The organism is Stakelama portus (assembly GCF_003171655.1).
Classification (GTDB): Bacteria; Pseudomonadota; Alphaproteobacteria; order Sphingomonadales; family Sphingomonadaceae; genus Sphingomonas; species Sphingomonas portus.
Map to the genome: position 1 here is coordinate 375,823 of NZ_QFZL01000001.1, position 21,148 is coordinate 396,970.

At 65.1% G+C, this 21,148-nt stretch carries 23 protein-coding genes; 11 read left to right on the top strand and 12 right to left on the bottom strand.

Annotation, left to right across the window (positions count from 1 at the left end; genetic code table 11):
- Window positions 1-128 precede the first annotated feature (128 nt).
- From DKB74_RS01640 to DKB74_RS01655, 4 genes are read right to left on the bottom strand one after another with little or no spacing between them, the layout of a single operon-like run.
- Window positions 129-1,202, bottom strand: coding sequence for a peptidoglycan-binding protein (locus tag DKB74_RS01640; RefSeq protein WP_109806369.1), 1,074 nt, complete (start codon window positions 1,200-1,202; stop codon window positions 129-131).
- Window positions 1,199-1,627 carry a hypothetical protein gene (locus tag DKB74_RS01645; protein WP_109806370.1) on the bottom strand — a complete coding sequence of 143 codons (429 nt, stop codon included), beginning with the start codon at window positions 1,625-1,627 and terminating at the stop codon, window positions 1,199-1,201. Before DKB74_RS01645 ends, DKB74_RS01640 begins: the two co-directional genes overlap by 4 nt.
- Window positions 1,624-2,967, bottom strand: coding sequence for a flagellar protein export ATPase FliI (fliI, locus tag DKB74_RS01650; protein ID WP_109806371.1), 1,344 nt, complete (start codon window positions 2,965-2,967; stop codon window positions 1,624-1,626). Before fliI ends, DKB74_RS01645 begins: the two co-directional genes overlap by 4 nt.
- A 9-nt stretch (window positions 2,968-2,976) precedes the next feature.
- Window positions 2,977-3,390 carry a flagellar biosynthesis repressor FlbT gene (locus DKB74_RS01655; RefSeq protein ID WP_109806372.1) on the bottom strand — a complete coding sequence of 138 codons (414 nt, stop codon included), beginning with the start codon at window positions 3,388-3,390 and terminating at the stop codon, window positions 2,977-2,979.
- Between the two features lie 246 nt (window positions 3,391-3,636).
- Here DKB74_RS01655 and DKB74_RS01660 point away from each other — a divergent pair, with 246 nt between their 5' ends.
- The 3 genes from DKB74_RS01660 (at window position 3,637) to DKB74_RS01670 (ending at window position 8,026) form a co-directional block, all read left to right on the top strand.
- Complete coding sequence (locus DKB74_RS01660) at window positions 3,637-4,938, top strand: flagellar hook protein FlgE (RefSeq protein WP_109806373.1); 1,302 nt, start codon at window positions 3,637-3,639, stop codon at window positions 4,936-4,938.
- A 68-nt stretch (window positions 4,939-5,006) separates the two neighbouring features.
- Complete coding sequence (locus DKB74_RS01665) at window positions 5,007-7,106, top strand: flagellar hook-associated protein FlgK (RefSeq protein WP_109806374.1); 2,100 nt, start codon at window positions 5,007-5,009, stop codon at window positions 7,104-7,106.
- Window positions 7,107-7,120: 14 nt separating this feature from the next.
- Window positions 7,121-8,026, top strand: coding sequence for a flagellin N-terminal helical domain-containing protein (locus DKB74_RS01670; RefSeq protein ID WP_109806375.1), 906 nt, complete (start codon window positions 7,121-7,123; stop codon window positions 8,024-8,026).
- A 39-nt stretch (window positions 8,027-8,065) separates the two neighbouring features.
- Here DKB74_RS01670 and DKB74_RS01675 read toward each other — a convergent pair whose 3' ends face one another.
- Together DKB74_RS01675 and DKB74_RS01680 are read right to left on the bottom strand one after the other, a co-directional pair.
- Window positions 8,066-9,883: a hypothetical protein gene (locus tag DKB74_RS01675; RefSeq protein ID WP_109806376.1), complete on the bottom strand. Its 1,818-nt coding sequence runs from the start codon at window positions 9,881-9,883 to the stop codon at window positions 8,066-8,068.
- Window positions 9,883-10,098 (bottom strand): hypothetical protein, encoded by a 216-nt coding sequence (locus tag DKB74_RS01680; protein ID WP_145960873.1) that lies wholly within the window; start codon window positions 10,096-10,098, stop codon window positions 9,883-9,885. The genes DKB74_RS01675 and DKB74_RS01680 overlap by 1 nt, the downstream gene beginning before the upstream one ends.
- Before the next feature lie 74 nt (window positions 10,099-10,172).
- Here DKB74_RS01680 and DKB74_RS01685 point away from each other — a divergent pair, with 74 nt between their 5' ends.
- Window positions 10,173-10,577 (top strand): hypothetical protein, encoded by a 405-nt coding sequence (locus DKB74_RS01685; RefSeq protein ID WP_239987328.1) that lies wholly within the window; start codon window positions 10,173-10,175, stop codon window positions 10,575-10,577.
- Between the two features lie 45 nt (window positions 10,578-10,622).
- Here DKB74_RS01685 and DKB74_RS01690 read toward each other — a convergent pair whose 3' ends face one another.
- From DKB74_RS01690 to DKB74_RS01705, 4 genes are read right to left on the bottom strand one after another with little or no spacing between them, the layout of a single operon-like run.
- Window positions 10,623-11,180 carry a MotE family protein gene (locus DKB74_RS01690; RefSeq protein ID WP_164497896.1) on the bottom strand — a complete coding sequence of 186 codons (558 nt, stop codon included), beginning with the start codon at window positions 11,178-11,180 and terminating at the stop codon, window positions 10,623-10,625.
- On the bottom strand, window positions 11,177-11,671 hold the full coding sequence (locus DKB74_RS18925; RefSeq protein ID WP_193504336.1) for a DUF6468 domain-containing protein: 495 nt from the start codon (window positions 11,669-11,671) through the stop codon (window positions 11,177-11,179). The genes DKB74_RS01690 and DKB74_RS18925 overlap by 4 nt, the downstream gene beginning before the upstream one ends.
- A gap of 5 nt (window positions 11,672-11,676) precedes the next feature.
- Window positions 11,677-12,702 (bottom strand): flagellar motor switch protein FliM, encoded by a 1,026-nt coding sequence (gene fliM / locus DKB74_RS01700; RefSeq protein ID WP_109806379.1) that lies wholly within the window; start codon window positions 12,700-12,702, stop codon window positions 11,677-11,679.
- A complete protein-coding gene (locus DKB74_RS01705) occupies window positions 12,699-13,238 on the bottom strand; it encodes a flagellar basal body-associated FliL family protein (protein ID WP_109806380.1) in 540 nt (179 codons plus the stop codon). Before DKB74_RS01705 ends, fliM begins: the two co-directional genes overlap by 4 nt.
- Window positions 13,239-13,355: 117 nt before the next feature.
- On the opposite strand from DKB74_RS01705, the gene DKB74_RS01710 reads away from it, so the two are divergent.
- From DKB74_RS01710 to DKB74_RS01740, 7 genes are all read left to right on the top strand, one after another.
- Window positions 13,356-14,099, top strand: coding sequence for a flagellar hook-basal body complex protein (locus DKB74_RS01710; RefSeq protein WP_109806381.1), 744 nt, complete (start codon window positions 13,356-13,358; stop codon window positions 14,097-14,099).
- 39 nt (window positions 14,100-14,138) lie between these two features.
- On the top strand, window positions 14,139-14,921 hold the full coding sequence (flgG, locus tag DKB74_RS01715; RefSeq protein ID WP_109806382.1) for a flagellar basal-body rod protein FlgG: 783 nt from the start codon (window positions 14,139-14,141) through the stop codon (window positions 14,919-14,921).
- Entirely contained in the window at window positions 14,921-15,370 is a 450-nt protein-coding gene (gene flgA, locus DKB74_RS01720; protein WP_239987329.1) for a flagellar basal body P-ring formation chaperone FlgA, read from the top strand. Before flgG ends, flgA begins: the two co-directional genes overlap by 1 nt.
- 51 nt (window positions 15,371-15,421) lie before the next feature.
- Window positions 15,422-16,189: a flagellar basal body L-ring protein FlgH gene (gene flgH / locus DKB74_RS01725; RefSeq protein ID WP_109806383.1), complete on the top strand. Its 768-nt coding sequence runs from the start codon at window positions 15,422-15,424 to the stop codon at window positions 16,187-16,189.
- A gap of 325 nt (window positions 16,190-16,514) precedes the next feature.
- Window positions 16,515-17,366 (top strand): flagellin, encoded by an 852-nt coding sequence (locus tag DKB74_RS01730; protein WP_109807051.1) that lies wholly within the window; start codon window positions 16,515-16,517, stop codon window positions 17,364-17,366.
- Between the two features lie 168 nt (window positions 17,367-17,534).
- Window positions 17,535-17,936, top strand: coding sequence for a hypothetical protein (locus DKB74_RS01735; RefSeq protein WP_109806384.1), 402 nt, complete (start codon window positions 17,535-17,537; stop codon window positions 17,934-17,936).
- Between the two features lie 115 nt (window positions 17,937-18,051).
- Window positions 18,052-18,414 (top strand): hypothetical protein, encoded by a 363-nt coding sequence (locus tag DKB74_RS01740; RefSeq protein WP_109806385.1) that lies wholly within the window; start codon window positions 18,052-18,054, stop codon window positions 18,412-18,414.
- A 302-nt stretch (window positions 18,415-18,716) separates the two neighbouring features.
- On the opposite strand, the gene DKB74_RS01745 is transcribed toward DKB74_RS01740, so the two are convergent.
- Both DKB74_RS01745 and DKB74_RS01750 read right to left on the bottom strand, forming a co-directional pair.
- Window positions 18,717-19,373, bottom strand: a complete 657-nt coding sequence (locus DKB74_RS01745; protein ID WP_109807052.1) for a flagellar hook assembly protein FlgD — start codon at window positions 19,371-19,373, stop codon at window positions 18,717-18,719.
- 10 nt (window positions 19,374-19,383) lie between these two features.
- On the bottom strand, window positions 19,384-21,102 hold the full coding sequence (locus DKB74_RS01750) for a flagellar hook-length control protein FliK (RefSeq protein ID WP_109806386.1): 1,719 nt from the start codon (window positions 21,100-21,102) through the stop codon (window positions 19,384-19,386).
- Between the last annotated feature and the right edge of the window lie 46 nt (window positions 21,103-21,148).

Genomic DNA, 21,148 nt, shown 5'->3' on the forward strand with positions numbered 1-21,148 from the left:
TCTTGGCGATCTGCTCGATCGGCATCGTAGCCGCGGCAGGAATCATTCCGGCCTCTGTTAAAAATTATAGGATAATTTTTGCAGGTTGGGTGGCATCCGTAGCGCTACGGACATGGTTCCCGAAAAATTTACGATGCGAACCGGTCCGGCTGGACGCGTTGCGCGATATAGCCGAGCAGCCACTGGCGATGCGCCTGGACTGCGCCGCCCGCGCGCGTGATCCTTTCCTGCGCTGCCACAGGGCCGATTTGCGCGGTCAGCAGCGAGCGTGCCCGTTCGGTGCCGATTTCATTGCCCAGAAAGCGGCGGGCATCGCCCAGACCCAGATGATGAGTGAGATAGGCTGCCTTGGCCACCGTCTCTGAATCCGCGCGTACGTTGAAGCCCGAGGATTCGAGCCGGTCGAGATTGATTCGCGCGAAATCGGCGACGGTGCGAATCGCCGCGCCGGGATCATAGCGTAGCTGCAGCAGTTCCGCGCGCGCCTGCGGCACGATGCGTCCCGCCTGATCCAGCCAGCCGCGCTGTTTCGCGACGTCGTTGAGCCAGCATCCCGGCGTCTGTGCCAGATCCTGCCAGGTGCCGCTGAGAAACTGGCCAAGTCCGGCTGCGCTCGAACGCGGATTGCGCGAAAGGGGATTCCAGCTGCCATCGGGATGGCGCGCCGATTCGGCGTCGACGATTGCGGCAATGGCGGGCGCGGGGACGCCCGTCGCGGCTGACGCGGCTGCGATGGTGCCGGCGTACCGATCATTGGGGCCCAGATCGAGCGGGCCGGCGGCCGGGGCGGGGGCAAGCGTGTCGGCGGCGCCGGTGGCGCTGATCCCGACCGCGGCAATGCCGTTCCCGCGCGCCAGCGCGGCTGCGCGCAGGGCGGGGTCGGGGCCCGTTGCGTTTGCGGCTGCGCCGATCGCCGCGCTACCGCCCTCATGCTGGCAGCAACAGCAATGATGCTGGCATCCGCACGCGCCGCCCGCCTGAGCCCCGGCGCTATTGCCGCCGCCCATCATCTGCATCAGCATTTCGACCGGAAGGCCGCCGATGCTGCCGGTCCCGCCGGCAGGATCGCTGCGATCCTTGCCATCCGGATCGCCCAGCGCAGCGCGCCACAGCCGGTTCGACATTTCCGATTGCGCGGTGCGATAGATCAGTTCGGCGCGCCGCGCCGGGGTCAGCGAAGCAAGCGTTTCGGGGCCGTTCATTGCATCCGCCTCCGCTCGATACCGCGCGCGGCCAGGAAACGGGCAGTGCCGAAATCATCGGCCTGCGCCTGTTCGACGGCGGATTGTTCGCGGTCGATTTCTTCCTGTCGGCGCGCGGCGGCCTCTTCGATGGCACGCATGGTGCCATAGCTTTCCGCCGCGCGGCTGCGCAGCAGCGTCAGCCGCTCGCTCGCATCCCGGGCGCTGCGGGCCAGCCGGTCGCGCTCGCTGCGCATGCGCGCGGCCCAGGCATCGGTGGGTATCCAGATTTCGGACGCTGCCGCGCGCTCGCGACGCTCTGCCTCCAGATGCGCGCGCTGTTCGTCGGTCAGCATATCGACCTGTTCGATCTGAACGCTGATCGAAACGCGCAGCGCATCGAGTTCGCGACGCTGAACGCGAAGTGCGGTGTCGAAACTCTTCATGCGACAGGCTCCTCTGCAAGCGCATCGTCGACGATGGCGGCAAGCGCGGCGAAGGCTTCGCCCGAATGGCCGCGGTCTTCCTTGCCCTGATTGAGCATCGCTTCGATCCGCGGCGCCAGCGCGACCGCGCGATCGACGTCGGGGTTCGATCCGCGCTTATACGCGCCCAGCCGCACCATCTCTTCCATATCGGCATAAGTGGAGAGCAGGTTGCGCGCGGAAACGCGGGCAGTGTTCTGCGCCTCGTCCAGGCAATGGGGCAGCGTGCGCGACACCGATTTGAGCAAGTCGATCGCCGGATAGCGACCGCGTTCGGCGATCGCGCGGCGCATCACCACATGTCCGTCCAGAATGCCGCGCACAGCGTCTGCGACCGGTTCGTTGTGATCATCGCCATCGACCAGCACCGTGAACAGGCCGGTGATGCTGCCCTGACCCGGCAGGCCGGGACCGGCACGTTCGAGGAGGCGCGGCAGCTCGGCAAATACCGTCGGCGGATAGCCCTTGGTCGCCGGAGGTTCGCCGCTTGCCAGTCCGATCTCGCGCTGTGCCATGGCGAAGCGCGTGACCGAATCCATCAGGCACAGGACGTTCAGCCCCTGATCGCGGAAATGCTCCGCGACGGCGAGCGTGGTCCAGGCCGCCTGGCGACGCATCAGCGCGGGTTCGTCCGATGTCGCGACGACAACGACGCTGCGGGCAAGGCCCTGTTCGCCCAGATCGTCCTCGACGAATTCCTGCACTTCGCGGCCGCGTTCGCCGATCAGACCGATCACCGCGACGTCGCATTGCGTCCAGCGCGCCAGCATCGACAGCAGCACCGACTTGCCGACGCCGGAACCTGCGAACAGGCCCAGCCGCTGGCCCTGGCACAGCGGTGCGAACATATCGAGCGCCCGGACACCCGTTTCCACGCGCCCGCCAACGCGCGCGCGATTTGCGGCAGCGGGCGGCGGGGCCTTGATCAGATGCGGGTCCGCGCCAAGCGGCAATGCGCCCTTGCCGTCCACCGGCCGTCCCAGTCCGTCTATCATGCGACCGAGCCAGCCTGTCGACGGCCGCAAGCTCAATTGCCCGGCGGCAAGATCGGCGCGCGCGCCGAGCCCCACGCCCTGCGGATCGGCGAAGGGCATGCACAGCGCCAGTTCGCGATCAAGGGCAGTGACTTCGGTTTCGACGATGCCGCTGTTGGAACGGATCGCCACGCGGCTTCCGATCTGCGTGGCGCCGGCCAGCCCTTCGACTTCGATCAGCGCGCCGCGCACCGCGACCACGCGCCCGAACCGATGGTCGGGCGCCTTGGCGCGGATCGCACGGGCTGCGCTGGCGAGCGTCTGCATGGCTGTTCCTCAGGCCGCCTCGGCTTGCGCACCGGCTTCGGGTTCGGCCGGTCCGGTCTGTTCGAGCGCGATCAGATCGCGTGCCGATGCCAGCGCGCGATAATAATCGCTGCGGGCAAGGTGGTTGGCGAAGCGGACACAGGCCGCCTTGGCGGCAGGCTGCTGCATGGCGGCGAGCAGGGCCTGAAGTTCGGTCAGGATCGCGTCGTTATGCGCTTCGCGCTGTTCGAGATCGACATAGGCGAGCATGCAGGTGAAATAGAGTTTGCGCGCAGGCGTGGTCGCATCCTCGGGCTGCATCACTTCGCTGCCGCGCAGGATCGACACGCGGTTTTCCACGAGCAGCCGCGTGCGACCGATCGCGCGAACGACCGCGCCGTTGATAATTGCCTTTTCGCCGTCCCGGAGCGTGATCCGAAGCATGGGGCGTCCTTTTGATGATGCTCTTGGCTTCATTATAGGATGAATGCGCGGGTCGGGACGGTGCACCGGCAAAATTTGCCTAGCCACGGCGCAGCAACGAAGAAACCCGCAAGAGTGCGAACCGGCGCGGCGAAATATTTTCGCTCCGGGCTATGCATAAATCGCCACATCGAACCGTGACGTGCTCCGCCATCCTATAATGCGCAGGAAGGGCTCGGTTGAGCCATCATCCGGGGAGTATCAGAGTTGAGCCTCTATTCCGCACTCTATGCCGGCGTTTCCGGCCTTGGCGCCCACGCCAATGCGATGGCCGCGGTCGCCGACAATATCACCAATATCAACACCATCGGCTATAAGGGCACCGATGCCCAGTTCCGTTCGATGGTCACCGACGGACGCAGCACCAGTTCCTATTCGGCCGGCGGCGTAACGGTTGCCCCGATTGCGATGATTTCCAAACAGGGTCTGCTGCAGGCTTCGTCGAGCAGCACCGATATCGCGATCGAAGGCGCGGGCTTTTTCGTCACGCGCAACGAACCCAACGCCAATGGCGACGTCGAATTCACGCGTGCCGGTTCCTTCCGTCCCGACAATGAGGGCTTTCTGCGCAACGCCGCCGGTCTCTATCTCTATGGCTGGCGCCTCGATGCAGAGGGCAATTATACCAATACCGGCAATCTCGCGACGCTCGAGCCGGTCCGCATCAGCGATCTGACAGGTACGGCCCAGCCGTCCACGCGTATCCAGATGCGCACCAATCTCAGTTCCTCGGCAACCGCCTATACCGGCGCCTATGCCGCAGGCGACATGGCGTCCGGAGCTGTAGCGCCCGAATTTTCGCGCTCGTTCGACGTCTATGATTCGCAAGGTTCCACGCACCGGATCACCATGTCCTATCTCAAGACCGGTCCGAACAGCTGGCAGTCGGAAATCTATGCCGATCCCGCCAGCGATGTCACCGCGGCCGGCGGACTGCTGGCGAGCGGCACGTTGATGTTCAATCCGGACGGCAGCCTGGATCGCGCAAACTCGTCGCCCGCGCTGTTCGACGATCTCAATATCAACTGGACCAACGGCGCCGGATCGGTGCCGATCGAACTGCAGATCGGCGACGATGGCGGGATCAACGGCCTTACCCAGTTCGGCACCGAATCGGCGATGATCTCCTCGTCGGTGAACGGCGGATTGCTCGGCAATCTTTCCACCATCGAAATCACCGATGACGGCATCGTCAGCGCGATCTTCGACGATGGTTCAACGCGCTCGGTATTCCAGTTGCCGATCGCCACGTTCCAGAATCCGGACGGCCTTACCCGCCTGTCGGGCAATGCCTATGGGATCAGCCAGCAATCGGGCGGATTCGCGCTCAATGCTCCGGGTTCGCTCGGCGCAGGCAGCATCTCCGCCAATTCGCTCGAATCCTCGAACGTCGATCTGGCGGGCGAATTCACCAACATGATCCGCTTCCAGCGCGCCTATAGCGCATCGTCCAAGATCATCACGACGGTGGACGACATGTTGCGCGAAGTCAGCGACCTCAAGCGGTAATCATGCTGTCGATTCCGGGCCGGAGATGATCCGGTCCGGAAACGGCGGGAGTTGGGGATCGGAACGCAATGTCCATCAACGAGATCCTCCACAGCGCGACATCGGGGCTTGCGGCCGCGCAGGCGGGGTTGCGCTCGGTCTCGAACAATATCGCGAACGTCAACGTCACCGGCTATGCGCGCGAAAAGACCAACCTGACGACACGGGTCGTTGCGGGGCGGGTCAGCGGCGTCGCCGTTGGCGAGCCCAGCCGGGTTGCCGACCAGTTTCTCGAAGCGACTGTCTATCGTCGTTCGGGCGATTATGGCCGGGCCGAGGTCAAGGCCGAATATCTCGATCGTCTCCAGGAATTGCTGGGCGAACCGGGCGGCGAGTCGGGCCTGCCCGCGCGGCTCGACGCGATCGCTTCGTCCGCAGTGGCGATGACCGGTGCGATGGGCGCCGAACAGACCGCAGCCGAATTCACCGGCAATGTTCAGGACGCGCTGTCGTCGATGCAGCAGCTTACCGACGATGTCGAAAATCTGCGCGGCGATGTCGAAAGCGAAGTCGGCTATACGGTCGATCGCATCAACGGTCTGTTGCAGCGGGTTTACGACCTCAACACCACGGTTTCGCAGCTGACCGGCCTGGGCCGCAGCACCAGCGGTCCCGCCGATCAGCGGATGAACGCGATCGAGGAACTCAGCCAGCTGGTTTCGATCAATGTGCGCGATCAGCCCGATGGCCGCGTGACGATCGAAGCCGCGAATGGCGCTACGCTCCTCGACAAGAAACTGCGTCAGCTAAGCTATCCCTCCAGCGGCGCCGGGATCGCGCAGCCGCATTATCCCGCGATCGAACTGCGTTTCGCCGACGGCCAGGGCAATCTGGGCGCGGCCACGGGGGAAAAGCTCGACAGCGCGGTGGTCGGCGGCAAGCTGGGCGGGCTGATCGATTTGCGCGACCGCGCGCTTCCCGAATTCAACGAACAGGTCGGCGTGCTGTTTGGCGGCATGGCCGAAGCGTTGAATTCGGTGTCCAATGCCAACACGACCGTGCCCGCTCCGGCCAGCCTGAACGGGCGTCAGACCGGCCTTGGCGGAAGCGACAGGGCCGGGTTTACCGGTGCCGCGACATTCGCGGTCACTGCCGCCAACGGCACGCTGATCGCGCGGGCCGACATCGACTTTTCCACGCTGCCGGCGAATGCGACCGTGGATACGGTGGTCGCACAGATCAACGCGGGCCTGGGCGGCGCGGCAACCGCCAGCTTTGTCGACGGCAAGCTCAATCTGACTGCCGCCAACAGCAGCAACGGCGTCGTGGTGGCGCAGGACGAAACCCGCCCCAGCGATCGCGGGGGCGTGGGCTTCGCGCAATTTTTCGGTCTCAACGATGTGGTGCGCAGCGATACGAGCTCGCTGGTCCCATCGGGGTTCGCTGCCACCGATCCGCATGGCTTCGCAGCCGGCCAGACGACTCAATTCGTGCTGCGCGACACCAGCGGACGCGAGCTTGCCAGCTACGCGCTTGCCACGTCGGGCGGCGGCACCTTCGGTGACCTGGTAAATGATCTCAACGCCAGCCCGATGGGGCAGTTCGGCAATTTTGCGCTCGATGATCGCGGCCGGTTGCGGTTCGATGCGACTGCGTCGGTCGCGGGTTCGACCATCACCATTCCCGTCGATTCCACCGATCGGCGGGGTACCGGGCGCACGCTTTCGGCGCTGATGGGGCTGACCGGCGCGTCGAGCGGCCTTTCCGACGCGGCGGTTCGTTCGGATGTGGCGGCCAGCGCCGTAAAGCTGCCGCTTGCGCGGTTTCAGGCAAGCGCGGCATTGGGCGAGAAGGCGCTCGGCGCCGGCGACACCCGCGGCGCCAATGGCTTTGTCGAGCGGCTCGATATTCCGGTCGACTTCGGCAAGGACGGCAGCGCGACGCTGGAGCGTTTTTCCAGCCTGTTGCTCGGCAAAGCGGGGCTTCAGGCTTCGAAGGCAGAAGATTCGCTGGCGGACGCCACGGCGCGCCGCGCCGACGCGACGAGCCGCCGCGACAGCTTTTCCGGCGTCAATATCGACGAGGAGCTGGCACAGATGGTGGTGCTTCAGAACAGCTATGCCGCATCGGCGCGCGTGATGAGCACCGCCAGCGAAATGTACGATACGCTGATCGCGATGGTCGGCTGATCGGGGAGATAGAGATGACTCGCGTTGCCACCATTCCGCTCCAGCGCACCATGGCCGATGCGATCGGCAAGTCGCAGGAAAAACTCGCGCTTACGCAGGTACGGCTGTCGACCGGCAAAAAGGCCAGCGATTTCGCCGATCTGGGCACAGAAGCGGTGCGCAATCTTTCGACGCACTCGATGCTTGCCAAGCAACAGGCAACGTCGGTTGTGGCAAAGCGCGTCGGGACGACGCTGGACCTCTATCAGGGGCATATCGAAGTCGTGGAGGAATCGGCTTCAACGCTGCGCACGTTGATCCTGACGGCGATCGGCACCGGTCAGTCCCAGGGGCTGCAATCGGACATCGAGGCCGCGTTCGACCAGCTTCGCAATTCGCTCAACGCATCGGAAGGCGGCAAGCCGCTGTTCGCGGGATCGCAAACCGACACTTTGCCGTTCAAGCCGCTGAAATTTTCCGATCTCTCCGGCATGGACCCTGCCGATGCCTTTGCCGATGACCAGGTGCTGGCAAAGGCGCGTGTCGACGACAATGTCGATGTTACCTATGGCATCGGTGCCAGCCAGCTGGGCGGCAAGCTGTTCGATGCGTTTCGTACGCTTGCCGATGGCGGCGCGATCGGTGCCGCTTTGACCGACGATCAGAAGCTGGTTCTGCAACAGGCTGCCGAACAGCTTGCCAATGGGCTGGACGATGTGAACAGCGTCAATGCGGCAAATGGGCGCAAACAGGCGCAACTCGAATCGCTCGTCGCACGCGGCGAACAGCGCGCGCTCGTGCTGCAGGGCGTGATCGAGAATAATGAGGATGCCGATCTGGGTCAGGTCGCGATCGACCTTGCCCAGCAAAAGGCCGTGCTGGAAGCCAGCTATTCGGTCTTTTCCCAGCTGTCGAACCTCAGCCTCGTCCGCTATCTCTGATCGCTCCGGCGGGCATGCGCCCGCCGGATTTGCCCGCGCCTATTCGGTATAGACCGCGTCGATCAGGTCGGCGAAGCGACCCGCCGGGCTCGCCGAGGGAATTTCCCCCATCGCCGCGCTTACCGTGGCCGGATCCACCGATCCCACCGCGCGCGTCAGCACATCGAACACGCCTGCGCTCGGCAGCTTTTCGAACGCGCTGCCATAGCGGTTGCGCAGCGCCACCAGGCCGTCTTCGCGTCCCAGCATCGCCAGCGCGATCGCCTGGCGCAATATCTGTGCCTGTTGCGGCGCCTGGAGCGGGCCGCGACCGGGAAGGGCGGCGCCGTTGGTCGCGGCAAAGCGTTCCCACGCCGCGTCCTTCCATTCGAATTCCGCGCGTAGCAGGTCGCCGCCGGGTATGCCGTCCAGTGCCGCCATCGCGGCTTCGGGTTTGCCCAGCACGTGCAGCGCGACCGCTTCCACGCGCTTGCGATCCCAGATCATTTCGTCGGAATATCCCGGCTGCTCGGTCTCCTGCAGCACGCGGATCGCGCGTTCGGGCTGTCCGGCCAGGATGCGCAGCGACGCGACCTTGATCGACAGCGGCCCCTGAACCACATCCTGCGCGCGTTCGCGCAACTGATGATCGAGCAGATCGGCGGCGCGCTCATACAGGCCCGCTTCCTGAAGCCGGTCGGCCAGCCGGTCGACCAGCCGGTCGCCATCGGGTCCGGCCGGCGCCAGCTCGCGATAATCCCAATAGAGCCCCGCCGCCTGGGCCAGCGGCACGCCGCTATCGGGCGCCAGCACGGCGAACAGCGCCGTCCGCGCCTGTTCGAGCAATTCGGCAGCATCGCTACGCGGCTCGAAATAGCCGATCAGCGTTGCGGCGGACCGGAGCGTCGCGGTGGTATCGTGGCTTGCCATGGCGAGCATGAATTCGCGGCGCAGGGCGCGTTCCTCTATCGGGCCGCCGCGCCAGCTATAGCGCACGGTCTCGAGCTTCCCGATCGCTTCGGCCGGGGACAGCGCGCCATGATCGATCTCGCCTTCGACCAGCGCCAGCCGGGCGTCGGCCTTTTGCTCTTCGGTTCCGTCGATCAGCACCCGTTCCAGCCGCAAGCGGCCGGCCTGTACTTCGCCCATCGCCAGATAGGCGCGACCACGCAGCACATTTGCCGCAGGATCGCGATCGGTGAGCGGATTCAGCCAGCGCAGCGCCATGCCCGGTCGCCCGGCGCGTACCGCCGCGTCGGCGGCCGCCAATATGAAGGGGATCCGGCTGGCATCGCGGCGCCCGTTGATCGCAGGCAGCGCGCAATTGACTTGCTGCAGTGCTTCGTCGTCGCGGCCCAGCGCGGCGAGCGCGCGCATCCGCCAGGCGCATGCCTCGGCATTGTCGCGCAGTTCCGCGCCGGACAGCACCGCCATGGCTTCGGCCGGTCGGTGCAACTGCAGCTGCGCTATGCCTTTTGCGAGCTGGAACACGGGCACGAGCGCCAGATCGGCGTCATCCTCTTCCATCAGCGTAAGCATGCCCAGTGCCTCGGGCGCGCGCCCGGCGCCGATCAGCGCCCGGGCATAGTCCCAGCGTGCCGCCTGGCGTTTCGCCCGACCGGCGGACATCCAGCGCGCGCGCGCATCGCCTTCGGGTCGCCATGCGGCGGTGCCCATGAACATGGGCCGCTGTGCCAGCTCGGCGGCGAAGCGGGGCAGGGCGATATCGCCGCTCGGCGCATCTGCGGTTTGCGCGGGCGCTTCGACCGGAGGCCCGGAATGTGCCGTCGCATCGGGCGCGGGCTTTTCCGGCTCGGAAGCGGAAAGCGGCGAGCCGGCGGCAAGCGCCAGCGCGAACAGGGAAACGCTGCGTTGCATCAGCCGAGCAGACCCGAGCCGGCAACAAATGCGATTGTGCCGCCGCCGGCAGCAGCACCGAACAGGAAGAGCAGCATCGGAACCAGTTTGCCGGCCTTCTTCGCCGCAGGCTTCGCCGTATCGACGGCAGGCAAGGCGGGCGTGGCCGTCGCACCGACAGCCGTCGCAGCCTCGCTGACGACGCGCATTTTTCCGGGGCGTTGGTCTTGGGACATGCGTCTCTCGCTGGGGTTATCCTCTATTATAGAAGGAAGTGGCGCGAACCGCGCCGTTCAGGGGAGCTGTTTCGTTGCGAATTCCGGCGTTTCTTTCCGCTCTGATCGCGATGGCGATCCCCGTGCCGGTCGCGAATGCGTCAGGCGGCGGGTCGTCGGGCGGCGAGGGAACGCACTTCGTCGAAATGCCCGAGATCGCCGTGCCCATCACCGACAGCGGGCGAGTTGGCGGCGAACTTCGCGTGCGGCTGGTGCTCGACGCGACCGATGATGCCGCTGCGAAGAATATTCAGGAAATGATGCCGGTATTGCGCGCGGCGGCGGTGGCCGCGTCGCTCGAATTTGCGCGGCTTTATGCCAGCGGCATGCGCGCAGTGGATGTCGCGATGCTCGATCAGGATCTTACCGCCGCGCTTCAGGCGGCGGATCATGGCGTCGCGCGCGTGCTGATCGTTCGGGTCGGCGCCTTTCCCGGCTGAGCGCCGCCCTTTTCAAACTGCAATGCAAATCCGGGGCGCCGATATTCAGCGCGCTTCTGCCTGTGCGCCACCCGTTGCGGCAGTCCGCCTTCCGCTATCCTCGCGACCACGCGCCAGCGCCATGGTCAGCCGTGCGGCCCCTTCGGGCGACATGTTCGCCATGATCAGCGCGGTGTTGCGCTCGCGCATCCGCCTGGCGACCTCGACCTGTACTTCCATCGCGAGCTGTTCGAACACGACCGCAGCGTTTTTGGGACGCATCGACTGATAGATGCGCGCGAGTTCATCGAACTGCGCGCCTTCGGCTTCGGCAGGTTCTCCGGTTGCCGCCTCTGCTTCGGTTGCCTGGCGCTGGCTTGCCATGCTCGCCTGCAAGCGGGCTTCGGCGGCTGCCGCGGCCTGTTCGCGCAGGGTCAGCGAGCGGCGGCGTTGCGCGGCCTGCCGGTCGCGCTGCGACATGTCCTGTTCGATCGCGGTTCCGAGCCGCGTCTTGGGCTGCCCCTGTTGCGAGGCATCCTGCGCCGCTGCCGTCACGCCATGCGCGACGACCGAAAGTCCGGCGGCGCCGGCCATCAGCAGCATCAGCGAAGGGCGCGCGATCATGCTGCCTCTGCCGGCATGCCGGCGGCGACCGCCGCGGCGATTGCGGAAACCAGCGCCGTGTCTTCGCCGACCTGCGCCTTGGTCTTGCGCGGCGCACGGCGCTTGGGTTCGGCCTTTGCCCGGGTGCGCGCAGACGCGGGCTTTGCCGGCTTGTCTGCGTCTTCGCGTTGCTCGCCCCGCGCGCTGCTCACTGCCCCGGCGATCCGTTCGGCAGTGGAGTCGGCAATGCCGATCATCACCGAAAGCTCGTCGCGCAGTTCGCGGGCCTCTGCGACCAGCCGGGCATTTTCGGCGCAATCGCCGCTCAGCGTCCGCTTCATGTCCGAAAGCACCGCGCGCGCCTGAACCGTGGCGATGTCGAGCGCCTTGACGGTATCGCTCAATGCGCCGTCCTTCACCTTGCGCAGGCTGCGCATCATGCGGCTGCTCTGAACCAGAACCGCCAGGCACAATACGATGGTCAGAATGTTGGTCGTTACTGCGATATCCATAACCATTATCCCTTGGTCAGCCGGGCAATGCCCGACATCAGCCGTACCGCCACGCGTCCGTTCCGCTGGCCGATCTGTGCATGGCCGAGCCCGATGCCGCCGCAATTCAGCTCCAGCGGATCGTCCGGTCCCTTGTTGAAGCGCAGTGTCTGCCCGACTTCGAGCGCCTGCAGCCACGCCACGCGCATGTCCCGTTCGCCCAGCACGACGTTGACATCGACCTGAGTCTTGCGGATTTCCGAAGCCATATGGGCTTCCCAGATGCTGTCGCGGCCGGTCTTGTCGCCCATGAACCGCTGGAGCAGCTTTTCGCGCACCGGCTCGAGCGTCGAATAGGGCAGCAGGATCGTGAACTTGCCGCCGCGCCCGTCGATATCGACGCGGAAGGTGGCGACCGCACAGATGTTCGAAGGACCGGCGACCGCGGCGAAGCGCGGGTTGGTTTCGATCCGGTCGAGCTGCGTGGTGATCGGTTCGATCGGCGCAAAAGCCTCGGCGAAATCGTTGAGCGCCAGCGTCAGCATGCGCGAAACCAGACTGGTCTCGATCGTCGTGAACGCACGCCCGTCGATCACCAGACCGCCGTTGCCGCCGCCACCGCGCCCGCCCAGCAGCGCATCGACCACGGCATAGATCAGGCCGGATTCGACCGTCACCAGCCCGAAGCTTTGCCATTCGCTGACCTGAAACACGCCGATCATCGCTGGAAGCGCCACACGATTCATGAACTCGCCGAAACGCGTGGACGTCACTTCCTCCAGGCTGACATCGACGGCATCGGACGACAGGTTGCGCATCGAGCTGGCGAAGGAGCGCACCATGCGGTCGCATACGACTTCCAGCATCGGCAGCCGTTCGTGCCGGATGACCTTCGATTCCAGGACGGCGCGAAGCCCCTTTTTGGGAGTCAGCGAATCGCCGACATCGCCAAACAGCGCATCGATATCCGCCTGGTCGAACTTGCCATCGCCGTCCAGCGCGCCTGCGACGGGCGGATCGGGCAGATCGAAATCGTCGAAATCGCCGGTCATTGTTGGATCAGATCCTGAATGAGAACGTCCGCCACGACACCCGGCCCGAGTGCGCCGGTGGCGCGCACCAGCATCTCTTCCTTGATGCGATAGACCGCTGCCGATCCGGCAAGATCGACCGGGCGCAATTCGCGCAGAAACGGCTGATAGGCGTCGAGCAGCACGGGAAGCTTCTCTTCCAGGCCCGCGCCATTGGGTCCGGGCACCAGCATGAAATGGATCTTGAGGAAGCGCGCGCCGCCGTCGGGCGAACGCAGGTTCACGATCATCGCCGGCACATCGACAAAGGCGGCGGCCTCACCTTCGGCGCCGCCATGTTCGCCGCCACCCTCGGCCGGTGCGGCATGGTCGCCACCTTCCTGCGCAGCGGCTTCCTCATGCGTTTCGGCGCCACCGCCACCCGAGAGCATCATCGCCGCGCCGCCACCGCCGCCCAGCACGACGACTGCCGCGGCGGCGCCGATGATGATGAGCTTCTTCTTGCTCTTCTTCTTCGGGGCGGCCTCTTCCGCCACTTCGACGATTTCATCCGTCATGTCCGACTTCCCTGGAATTGAACGCACGAACACCCGTCCGGGCGATTTCTTCCTATTATAGGATCAACGCCCGGCAAAAACTGCCTAGTGCGTCGATTTTGAAAACGGAAAAGCGCGATGGACATTTCTTCCTATGTGCTGCTGAGCCACGAACAGGCGCTGCGTCGTCGCATGGACGTCGTGTCGAACAATCTGGCGAACATGACGACCGTGGGATTCAAGCGCGAAGCGCCGGTGTTCCATGAATATGTCGAACAGACCGACAGCAGTGTCCGGTCCGCACAGACGACGTCGTTCGTGCTCGATTACGGCACGGTGCACGATACCAGCAATGGCGGGTTCCAACCGACCGGCAATCCGCTCGACGTGATGATCGACGGGCCGGGATATCTGGCGGTCGAAGCGCCAGGCGGCGAAGTCGCCTATACGCGTGCGGGTTTCATCAAGGTGCTGGAATCGGGTGAACTGGCGACAGCCGGCGGACAGAAAATCCTGGGCGAGGGCGGTCAGCCGATCGCGGTTCCGCCCGATCAGGCCGCCAATCTGAGCATTACCGAAGACGGCACGGTGATGGGGCGCGATGGTCCGCTGGGGCGCATCGCCGTCACGGTGTTCGACAATGAAGGCAGTGTCGATCCGCGCGGCGACGGGCTGTTCACCGGCAATGGCGGACGCGAACTTGCCGCTGCCGAAACAAAGGTCCGCAGCGGCGGGGTGGAGGGATCGAACGTCAATGCGATCTCCGAAACCACCGACATGATCGAGATTTTGCGCGCCTATCAGGCCAGCCAGAACATGTCCCAGAACATGGCCGATCTGCGCAAGCGCGCGATCGAGCGGCTGGGCCGCCCGGGCGCCTGATTCACCCCATTCAACGTTTCAGAGTGAAGGAACGAACCAATGCGATCGCTCTCAATAGCCGGCACCGGCATGCTCGCGCAGCAGACCAATGTCGACGTCATTTCGAACAACATCGCCAATATGAACACCACTGCCTTCAAGCGGCAGCGGGCGGAATTTCAGGATCTTCTCTATCAGCAGATCACGCGCCCCGGTTCCGCGTCGGGCGGGGATTCGATGGTGCCGTCGGGCATTCAGATCGGATCGGGCGTGCGCACCGGTGGCGTCTATCGGATCATCGAACAGGGCTCGATGATGCAGACCGATAATCCGCTCGACCTGGGCATTCAGGGGCGCGGCTATTTTCAGGTGACGCTGCCTTCGGGCGATACCGCCTACACCCGTGACGGATCGTTTCAGGTGTCCGATCAGGGCGAACTGGTGACGCAGGACGGCTATCCGGTTCAGCCGGGCATCACCATCCCCCAGGAAGCGATCGCGGTTACCGTATCGAAGACCGGCGAGGTTCAGGTGATGGTCGCGGGCGATCCGCAGCCGCAGACCGTGGGACAGCTCGAACTGGCGACCTTCATGAACGAAAGCGGGCTTGAGGCGCAGGGCGGCAATCTGTTCCTTGAAACCGCCGCATCGGGTCAGCCGACGGTCGCCGCGCCGGGCGAGCCGGGTGTCGGCATCCTCAATCAGGGGTTCCTCGAATCCTCGAACGTCAATCCGGTTGCCGAAATCACGGCACTGATTTCGGCCCAGCGCGCCTATGAAATGAACAGCCGGGTGGTGAAGACCGCAGACGAGATGCTGGCGACCACCAGCCAGCTGCGCTGATGCGTATCGCATTCACCTGCGCTGCGCTGCTGGCGGCGATCCTGCTTCCGCAGGAAGCGGCGGCTCAGGAGGTCGAGGTCGCCGTGCTGGTGCGCGACGTGCCGCGTGGCGAATTGCTGGCGGCAAGCGATTTCACCACCGACAGCGGCACCCAGGTGCAGGCGCGCAGTGCGCTGACCCCGCGTGAGGCAAGCGGGCTCGAACTGCGGCGCAACCTGCGCGAGGGCAGCATCGTGCGCCGCACCGATGTGCAGGAGCCACGGCTGGTGCGTCGGGGCGAGCCGGTGACGATCCGGCTGGTCAACGGTTCGCTCGTCATCGCCACCAGCGGCCGCGCATTGGGCGATGCCGCCGACGGCGAACTCGTCCGCGTCGTCACCAGCACCACCAGCCGCACGCTCGACGCCGTTGTCGACGGACCGGGCAGCGTGCGGATCGCATTGCCATGATTGCAGGCGGACCTTCCGGCCCGCGATAAATTTCATCGGAGTATCAGGGACATGAAACGCATTATCGCGATTGCCGTCATCGGCGGCATGGTTTCGGGCTGCGGCGCCGTCGGGCGGCTCAGCCAGGTCGGCAAGGCGCCGGAGCTCACGGCGATCCAGCCGGTGGCGGCACCTCAGATCGAACCGTCGCTTGCGGCGCCGGCCGATCGCGTCGGCAATGGCGCGGGGCAGCAGGTTCGCGTCGCACAGGCGGCAACGTCCGGGGCATCCTTGTTCCGCACCGGAGCGGGCGCGCTGTTCCGCGATCAGCGTGCATCGTCGACGGGCGACATTCTGACGATCCGGATCCGGATCGCCGACAAGGCCAATCTGGGCAACAATACCTCGCGCACACGGGGCGGGTCCGAAAGCGGCGGCATCGCCGGACTGCTCGGCCTGCAAACGCCGCTGCAGAATATCCTGCCGGGCAATCCCGATCCCTCGACGCTGGTCGATACCAGCAGCACGTCGCAATTTTCCGGCGGCGGATCGACCGCGCGTTCGGAAACCATCGACATGACGATGGCGGCGATCGTCACCCAGGTGCTGCCCAACGGCAATCTGGTGATCCGCGGTCGCCAGGAAGTGCGCGTCAATTTCGAAATGCGCGAGCTGATCCTGACCGGCATCGTTCGTCCGCAGGATATCGAGCGCGACAATTCGATCCAGCACAGCAAGATCGCCGAAGCGCGCATCATCTATGGCGGTCGCGGACAGCTTACCGACGCGCAGCAGGCGCGCTGGGGTCAGCAGATCTACGACGCATTGTTTCCGTTCTGACGGTTTCCGCCGATCCTGCGGGATTGGTGGACAAGGCCGGGCGCATCGGGGGGTGCGTCCGGCTTTTCTTTTTTGGGCGCGACCGGGCCGAATTCGGCCTTAGCCGGAATCTTTTGCCGGGCAGAGGCGGGTAGGCGGCAAATCTTGCCGGATTTTCGCGGCTTAATCATTGATAAACCGAGAAAATTTTCAAGAGTGATTTGGGTCCTTCGCGAATGCCCTCCACAATAGAGGTGCAGGCATTGGAACACGCCTGTCGCGGGTCGGCGCCTCCGACCCAAAAGGCCGCAGAACGCGACCGCTGTACTCCAGAAGGATGATTACGATGGGTTTTTCCGTCAACACTAACACCGGCGCGATGGCCGCGCTGCAGAGCCTGACCGAAACCAACAAGGGCCTTGCCAAGACCCAGAGCCGCATCAACACCGGCCTGTCGGTTTCGTCGACCAAGGATGACTCGGCTTCGTTCACGATTGCGCAGACGCTTCGCGGCGATCTGGGCGGTCTGAAGTCGGTGAGCTCGTCGCTGAGCCGCGCCAAGAGCGTGGTCGACGTGGCGACTGCCGGCACCGAGCAGATTTCGGACATCGTCAACGAAATGAAGGCCAAGGCCTATCAGTCGGCCGACGATGGTATCGACCAGGCGAGCCGTGATGCCATCAACGAGGATTTCAAGGCGTTGCGCGATCAGATCACGACGATCGTCGACTCTTCGGAATTCAACGGCACCAACCTCCTGAAGGCTTCGGGCGGCACCGTTACGGCGCTCCAGTCGCTCAAGGACTCCGACGGCACCGGCACCTGGGACCCCGATTCGCTCAGCGTAGCGAACCAGGGCCTGGATCTGGGCGGTTCGGTGGTGACCGTTTCTTCGAGCGGCGACATCAGCACGCAGGCCAATGCGCAGGCGATGATCGACACCCTCGAAACCACGCAGGACAACCTCAACACGACCCTCAGCACGCTCGGCGCGGCTTCGCGCAAGATCGACGCACAGTCGTCCTTCACGAGCAAGCTTTCGGACGTGATCGAGGGTGGTATCGGCAACCTCGTCGACGCCGACCTGGCGAAGGAATCGGCAAAGCTGCAGGCCCTGCAGGTCAAGCAGCAGCTGGGTGTCCAGGCTCTTGGCATTGCCAACCAGGCACCGCAGACGATCACTTCGCTGTTCCGTTAAGGGCGCGCTCCGCGCTTTGCCCTGGAAGCGTGGAGAGCACTCTTTGCCGGGCCAGGACGATCCGTCGTCCTGGCCCTTTTTTTATCTGCGCGGCGCGTGATCGCGGTGCGTGGAACCGGCCCGAAAGCGGACAAATTGTCTATAATAGAGTAAGGTCAGGAGAAACCATTGTTTCCGCGAATTCGAGAGATCACCGATGCCTTTGGCGGCCGGCTGCGAGTCAGCGTCGAAGAACATCCTTCGGGCGCCTTGATCGTGATCGAGCGCCCCGATGCGACCACCGGCGACCGGGTGTTGCTCGACGGATATGGGTGCGATGTTCTCGCCGGTTTCGTGATGTCATCGCGCCTCGCGGTACCGCACAGCCTGCCCGGCGAACATGTCGATGGCAGCTTCGGCGCGGCGTTCCGCCTCGACCTCGATCCGGCCGCGGCGATCTGTGTCACCGAACGCGGCGGCGGCGAAGTGGAGATCCCTTCGCCTTTCTGGGACCGGCTCTACGCCGAACTCTGTCTGGTTTCCGCCCATGCGCGCGAGCTGGCGCGGCGGGCCGAGGCACGGGTGCATTGACCCCGATTCTGCCCGGGAATTCTACGTATAGGCGAATTCCTAAATTCAGGGGCCGGGGAACCCCCTGTAGGTGAGGAACATCGCGATGGATGTCGCGACATCAGGGGAACGAAACATGGAATTGCGTACGCTGCGTGTTGCCGAACAGACCCAAGCCGATGCGAATGAATATCGCGTCACGCTGACGCTCGGCGTCGCGGACGCGCAGGCATTGTGGACTGCGGCGGCCGAACGTGCGCTGCAGTCACCGGGGATGACGCTGGGCGACGTGCTCGACACGCTGGGCCCGCGCGAAGATCCTTCGATTGCCGATTGTATCGCCATGCTCGCCATTCCCAACGCTATTCCGGGCTGTTCCCTCGAAGATGCGCGTATCCGGTCGATCGAGGAGGCAGGCGCGGCACCGATCGCGTTGTCGCGCCTGCCTGTCCCTTCTTTCGGTATCAAAGCCGGCGGGGCATTTTCGGCGCACGCCTGACCCGAAACCCAAAATTGCTCCCTGGACCGTTCCTTCCCCCTTTGGAGCGGTCCTTTTTTTGTCTGTAGAATGCGGTAGCCCCAAATGCGAAGCGGCAGGCCGGAGGGGGACCGGCCTGCCGCAAAACTCTTTTGCCCTTGCGGACGAAGGAGAGGGGGAACCGGGCGGATCGCGAGGGGATCGGTTCGTGGATCCGCCGCGGTTCTTACTTAATTTATAGAGTGGAATGGCGCTCCCGATCGGATTTCTGCACGCGCAAAACCTCAGGATTTATACGGGTCAGGAACGATACGCTGCGGCGCTCAGCCGCCGATGCGGAGCAGGCGCGACGCGGGCACTTCGGCACCGTTGACGTTCAGCGTGACCGTGCCGTCGGTCATATGCACGTCGCTCACCGTTCCGATTCCGTGCACCGTCATGTCGATGCGTGCGCCATTGGCGTCTGCGCCGGCGAGTTCGAGCGTATAGTTGCCGGGAGCCGCAGCGGAGCCGTTCGATTTGATGCCGTCCCATTCGAACCGTCCCGACGATGCCGGATCCAGCTCGCGGGTCGCGACGACACGGCCATTGGCGTCCTTGACGGTCGCGGTCAGCGACGCGACGTTGCGCTCCGACGACCAGCTCCAGGCTGCGGGGGCATCGCCCAGAGCCGAGCTGGCGGAATCGAATTCAACCTCACGGCCGAGCAGCGAGGACGCCTGTACCAGGTCGCTCGATCCCATCGCCGTCAGAATCTGCTGCAGCGTCTGGGTCTGCTGGATCGACTGTTCGACCTGCGAATATTGCACCAGCTGCTGGGTATATTCCGACGTGTCCATCGGATCGAGCGGATCCTGATTCTGCATCTGGATCGTCAACAGCTTCAGGAACATGTCGAAATCGGCATTCAGCCCCGAAAGCGATGAATTGCCGCTCGCCTGTGCGGCGGCGGTGTTGTTGTTCGTCGTGACGGTCGTCATCGAGATATCCTCATGCAATCAGATCGACCCGGCCATCGGACCGGACCGGGCGATATCCGCTTTCGCTGTCGCCAAAATCGCCGTCATCGGCGGGAATCGGAGCAGCGCCGGGACGCGGCTGGCCGCCATTCCCGCCATTGCCCTGCTGGTTCATCATCTGCTGCTGACTGCCGTCGCTGCGGCTTTCGAAGCGGAAGCTCTGTGTGTCGGCGCGGATACCCGCCTGATCCAGCGCGCGCGTCAGCTCCACGGCGTCGCGGCGCAAAAGGTCGAGCGCATGGTGGTTATCGGCCTTCAGCGTGGCCTGAACATTGCCCTTGTCGTCAAATGCCAGCGTGACTTCGACACGGCCGAGTTCGCCCGGCGTCATGCGCACGCGCACCATATCCTCGCCATTTTTCGCACGGTGCGCGATCGCGATGCCCAGATCGCGTCCCACGCTGCCCGAACGCGCGTCGATTTCGATTTCGTGCCTCGGCGCGGGCGCGGGGGCCAGTGCGGGGCTGGGCGTCGCGGCGGCAGGCGCGGCGTGGGCGGCGACCGGCGCCGCCGGAGCGGGAACGCGGTCGGGTTGCGGGGTAGCGTTCGCCGCGCGCGGCTCCGGCAATGGCGGTTGGGGCGTCGCCGCGCGTTCGCTGGTCATGGCGGGGTCGGGCGGCGTGGGCTTGCGGCCAGCGGCGTTGTCTTCCGACCCGTCCCGCGCGTCGGTTCCGGTGTCCGGCTGGAACGCTGTCAGTGGCGCATCGTCCTTGCCGTCCTGGGCGGCGGCGACGGGATGGCCGTTGCCCGGCGCAGCGGTCGCTACGCGGATCTGGCCGGGCGTTTTGGCATCGCCTGGGTTCGGGGACGTGTTGGCGATGTCCGGCTGCGGCGCGACGGTCGCGAGCGGCGGAGCGACCGGCGTCGCCGCGATCTCCGCAACGGTCACCGTATCGCGCGCGACATCGTCCTTCGGTGCGCGCCCGGTCAGCGGAGCAGGCGTTTGCGCTTTCTCCGGCGATCCTGGCCGGGCAGCATCGCCGGCCGCGATTGTCGGTGCGTCGGGCACGGCCGGCTGCGGGGGCGCAAGTCCCTCCGCCGCTTTGGTCTGGCCTTGCGGAGCGATCCGGCTGGGAGCGGGAGATGCGGGAGCCGCAGGCGTAGCGCTGGGGGCCGAAACGACAGGGCTCTCCGTTGCCACCGGAGCGGCGGGCGCATCCGCAATGGATTGCCGCGCGGCGGCGACCGCCGGGGCCGCTTCGGGCGCGGAGATCGGGAGTTTCGGCGTTGCTGCGATGATATCGGCCTGCGCAACATCGCCGTCGATCGCAGGGTCAGCCATATCGGGCTTGGCGTCGATGCCTGCAGGTAGCGGCACGGTAGCGACGGCCTTGCCCGAAGTCGCGCTCGTCTGAATCAGCGAAGCCCCCGTCAACAATTCGGGCAGCATCGAACGCCGCGCACGCGGCTCCGCCGTGGCGGGCATCGGCGCAGGCAGCGATGGAGCGATCTCAAGCGGCGTTTGCCTCTCGGGCAACATGGGTGCGCCTGCGCGTACGTTTCCGACCGGCGCGGGAATGGGCAATGTTTCGCAGGCGAGACCGGGCTGCTTGTCTGCGCCACCGGGCAAAGCAGAAACGGCCGTCTTGCCGCCGTCCACCATCAGCGCGAAACCGGGGCTGGCCTTGTCGATCCGGGCAAAGCCGGGGAGCAGCGCATCGACGGCGAGGCCGTTGTCGGCAACTTTCATGCAGCACTCTCTTTGCGTGGCCGCCTGGAGGCCACCTCTCATTATA

Bases quoted from the DNA above. Each gene is read 5' to 3' on its own strand.
- DKB74_RS01640 (WP_109806369.1), bottom strand. From the start codon at position 1,202: ATGAACGGCCCCGAAACGCTTGCTTCGCTGACCCCGGCGCGGCGCGCC.
- DKB74_RS01730 (WP_109807051.1), top strand. From the start codon at position 16,515: ATGGGTTTTTCCGTCAACACTAACACCGGCGCGATGGCCGCGCTGCAG.
- DKB74_RS01705 (WP_109806380.1), bottom strand. From the start codon at position 13,238: ATGACGGATGAAATCGTCGAAGTGGCGGAAGAGGCCGCCCCGAAGAAG.
- flgH (WP_109806383.1), top strand. From the start codon at position 15,422: ATGAAACGCATTATCGCGATTGCCGTCATCGGCGGCATGGTTTCGGGC.
- DKB74_RS01655 (WP_109806372.1), bottom strand. From the start codon at position 3,390: ATGCTTCGGATCACGCTCCGGGACGGCGAAAAGGCAATTATCAACGGC.
- DKB74_RS01670 (WP_109806375.1), top strand. From the start codon at position 7,121: ATGACTCGCGTTGCCACCATTCCGCTCCAGCGCACCATGGCCGATGCG.
- DKB74_RS01645 (WP_109806370.1), bottom strand. From the start codon at position 1,627: ATGAAGAGTTTCGACACCGCACTTCGCGTTCAGCGTCGCGAACTCGAT.
- DKB74_RS01680 (WP_145960873.1), bottom strand. From the start codon at position 10,098: ATGTCCCAAGACCAACGCCCCGGAAAAATGCGCGTCGTCAGCGAGGCT.
- flgG (WP_109806382.1), top strand. From the start codon at position 14,139: ATGCGATCGCTCTCAATAGCCGGCACCGGCATGCTCGCGCAGCAGACC.
- DKB74_RS01750 (WP_109806386.1), bottom strand. From the start codon at position 21,102: ATGAAAGTTGCCGACAACGGCCTCGCCGTCGATGCGCTGCTCCCCGGC.
- DKB74_RS01710 (WP_109806381.1), top strand. From the start codon at position 13,356: ATGGACATTTCTTCCTATGTGCTGCTGAGCCACGAACAGGCGCTGCGT.
- DKB74_RS01745 (WP_109807052.1), bottom strand. From the start codon at position 19,373: ATGACGACCGTCACGACGAACAACAACACCGCCGCCGCACAGGCGAGC.
- fliI (WP_109806371.1), bottom strand. From the start codon at position 2,967: ATGCAGACGCTCGCCAGCGCAGCCCGTGCGATCCGCGCCAAGGCGCCC.
- DKB74_RS01740 (WP_109806385.1), top strand. From the start codon at position 18,052: ATGGAATTGCGTACGCTGCGTGTTGCCGAACAGACCCAAGCCGATGCG.
- DKB74_RS01665 (WP_109806374.1), top strand. From the start codon at position 5,007: ATGTCCATCAACGAGATCCTCCACAGCGCGACATCGGGGCTTGCGGCC.
- flgA (WP_239987329.1), top strand. From the start codon at position 14,921: ATGCGTATCGCATTCACCTGCGCTGCGCTGCTGGCGGCGATCCTGCTT.
- DKB74_RS01675 (WP_109806376.1), bottom strand. From the start codon at position 9,883: ATGCAACGCAGCGTTTCCCTGTTCGCGCTGGCGCTTGCCGCCGGCTCG.
- fliM (WP_109806379.1), bottom strand. From the start codon at position 12,702: ATGACCGGCGATTTCGACGATTTCGATCTGCCCGATCCGCCCGTCGCA.
- DKB74_RS01690 (WP_164497896.1), bottom strand. From the start codon at position 11,180: ATGATCGCGCGCCCTTCGCTGATGCTGCTGATGGCCGGCGCCGCCGGA.
- DKB74_RS18925 (WP_193504336.1), bottom strand. From the start codon at position 11,671: ATGGATATCGCAGTAACGACCAACATTCTGACCATCGTATTGTGCCTG.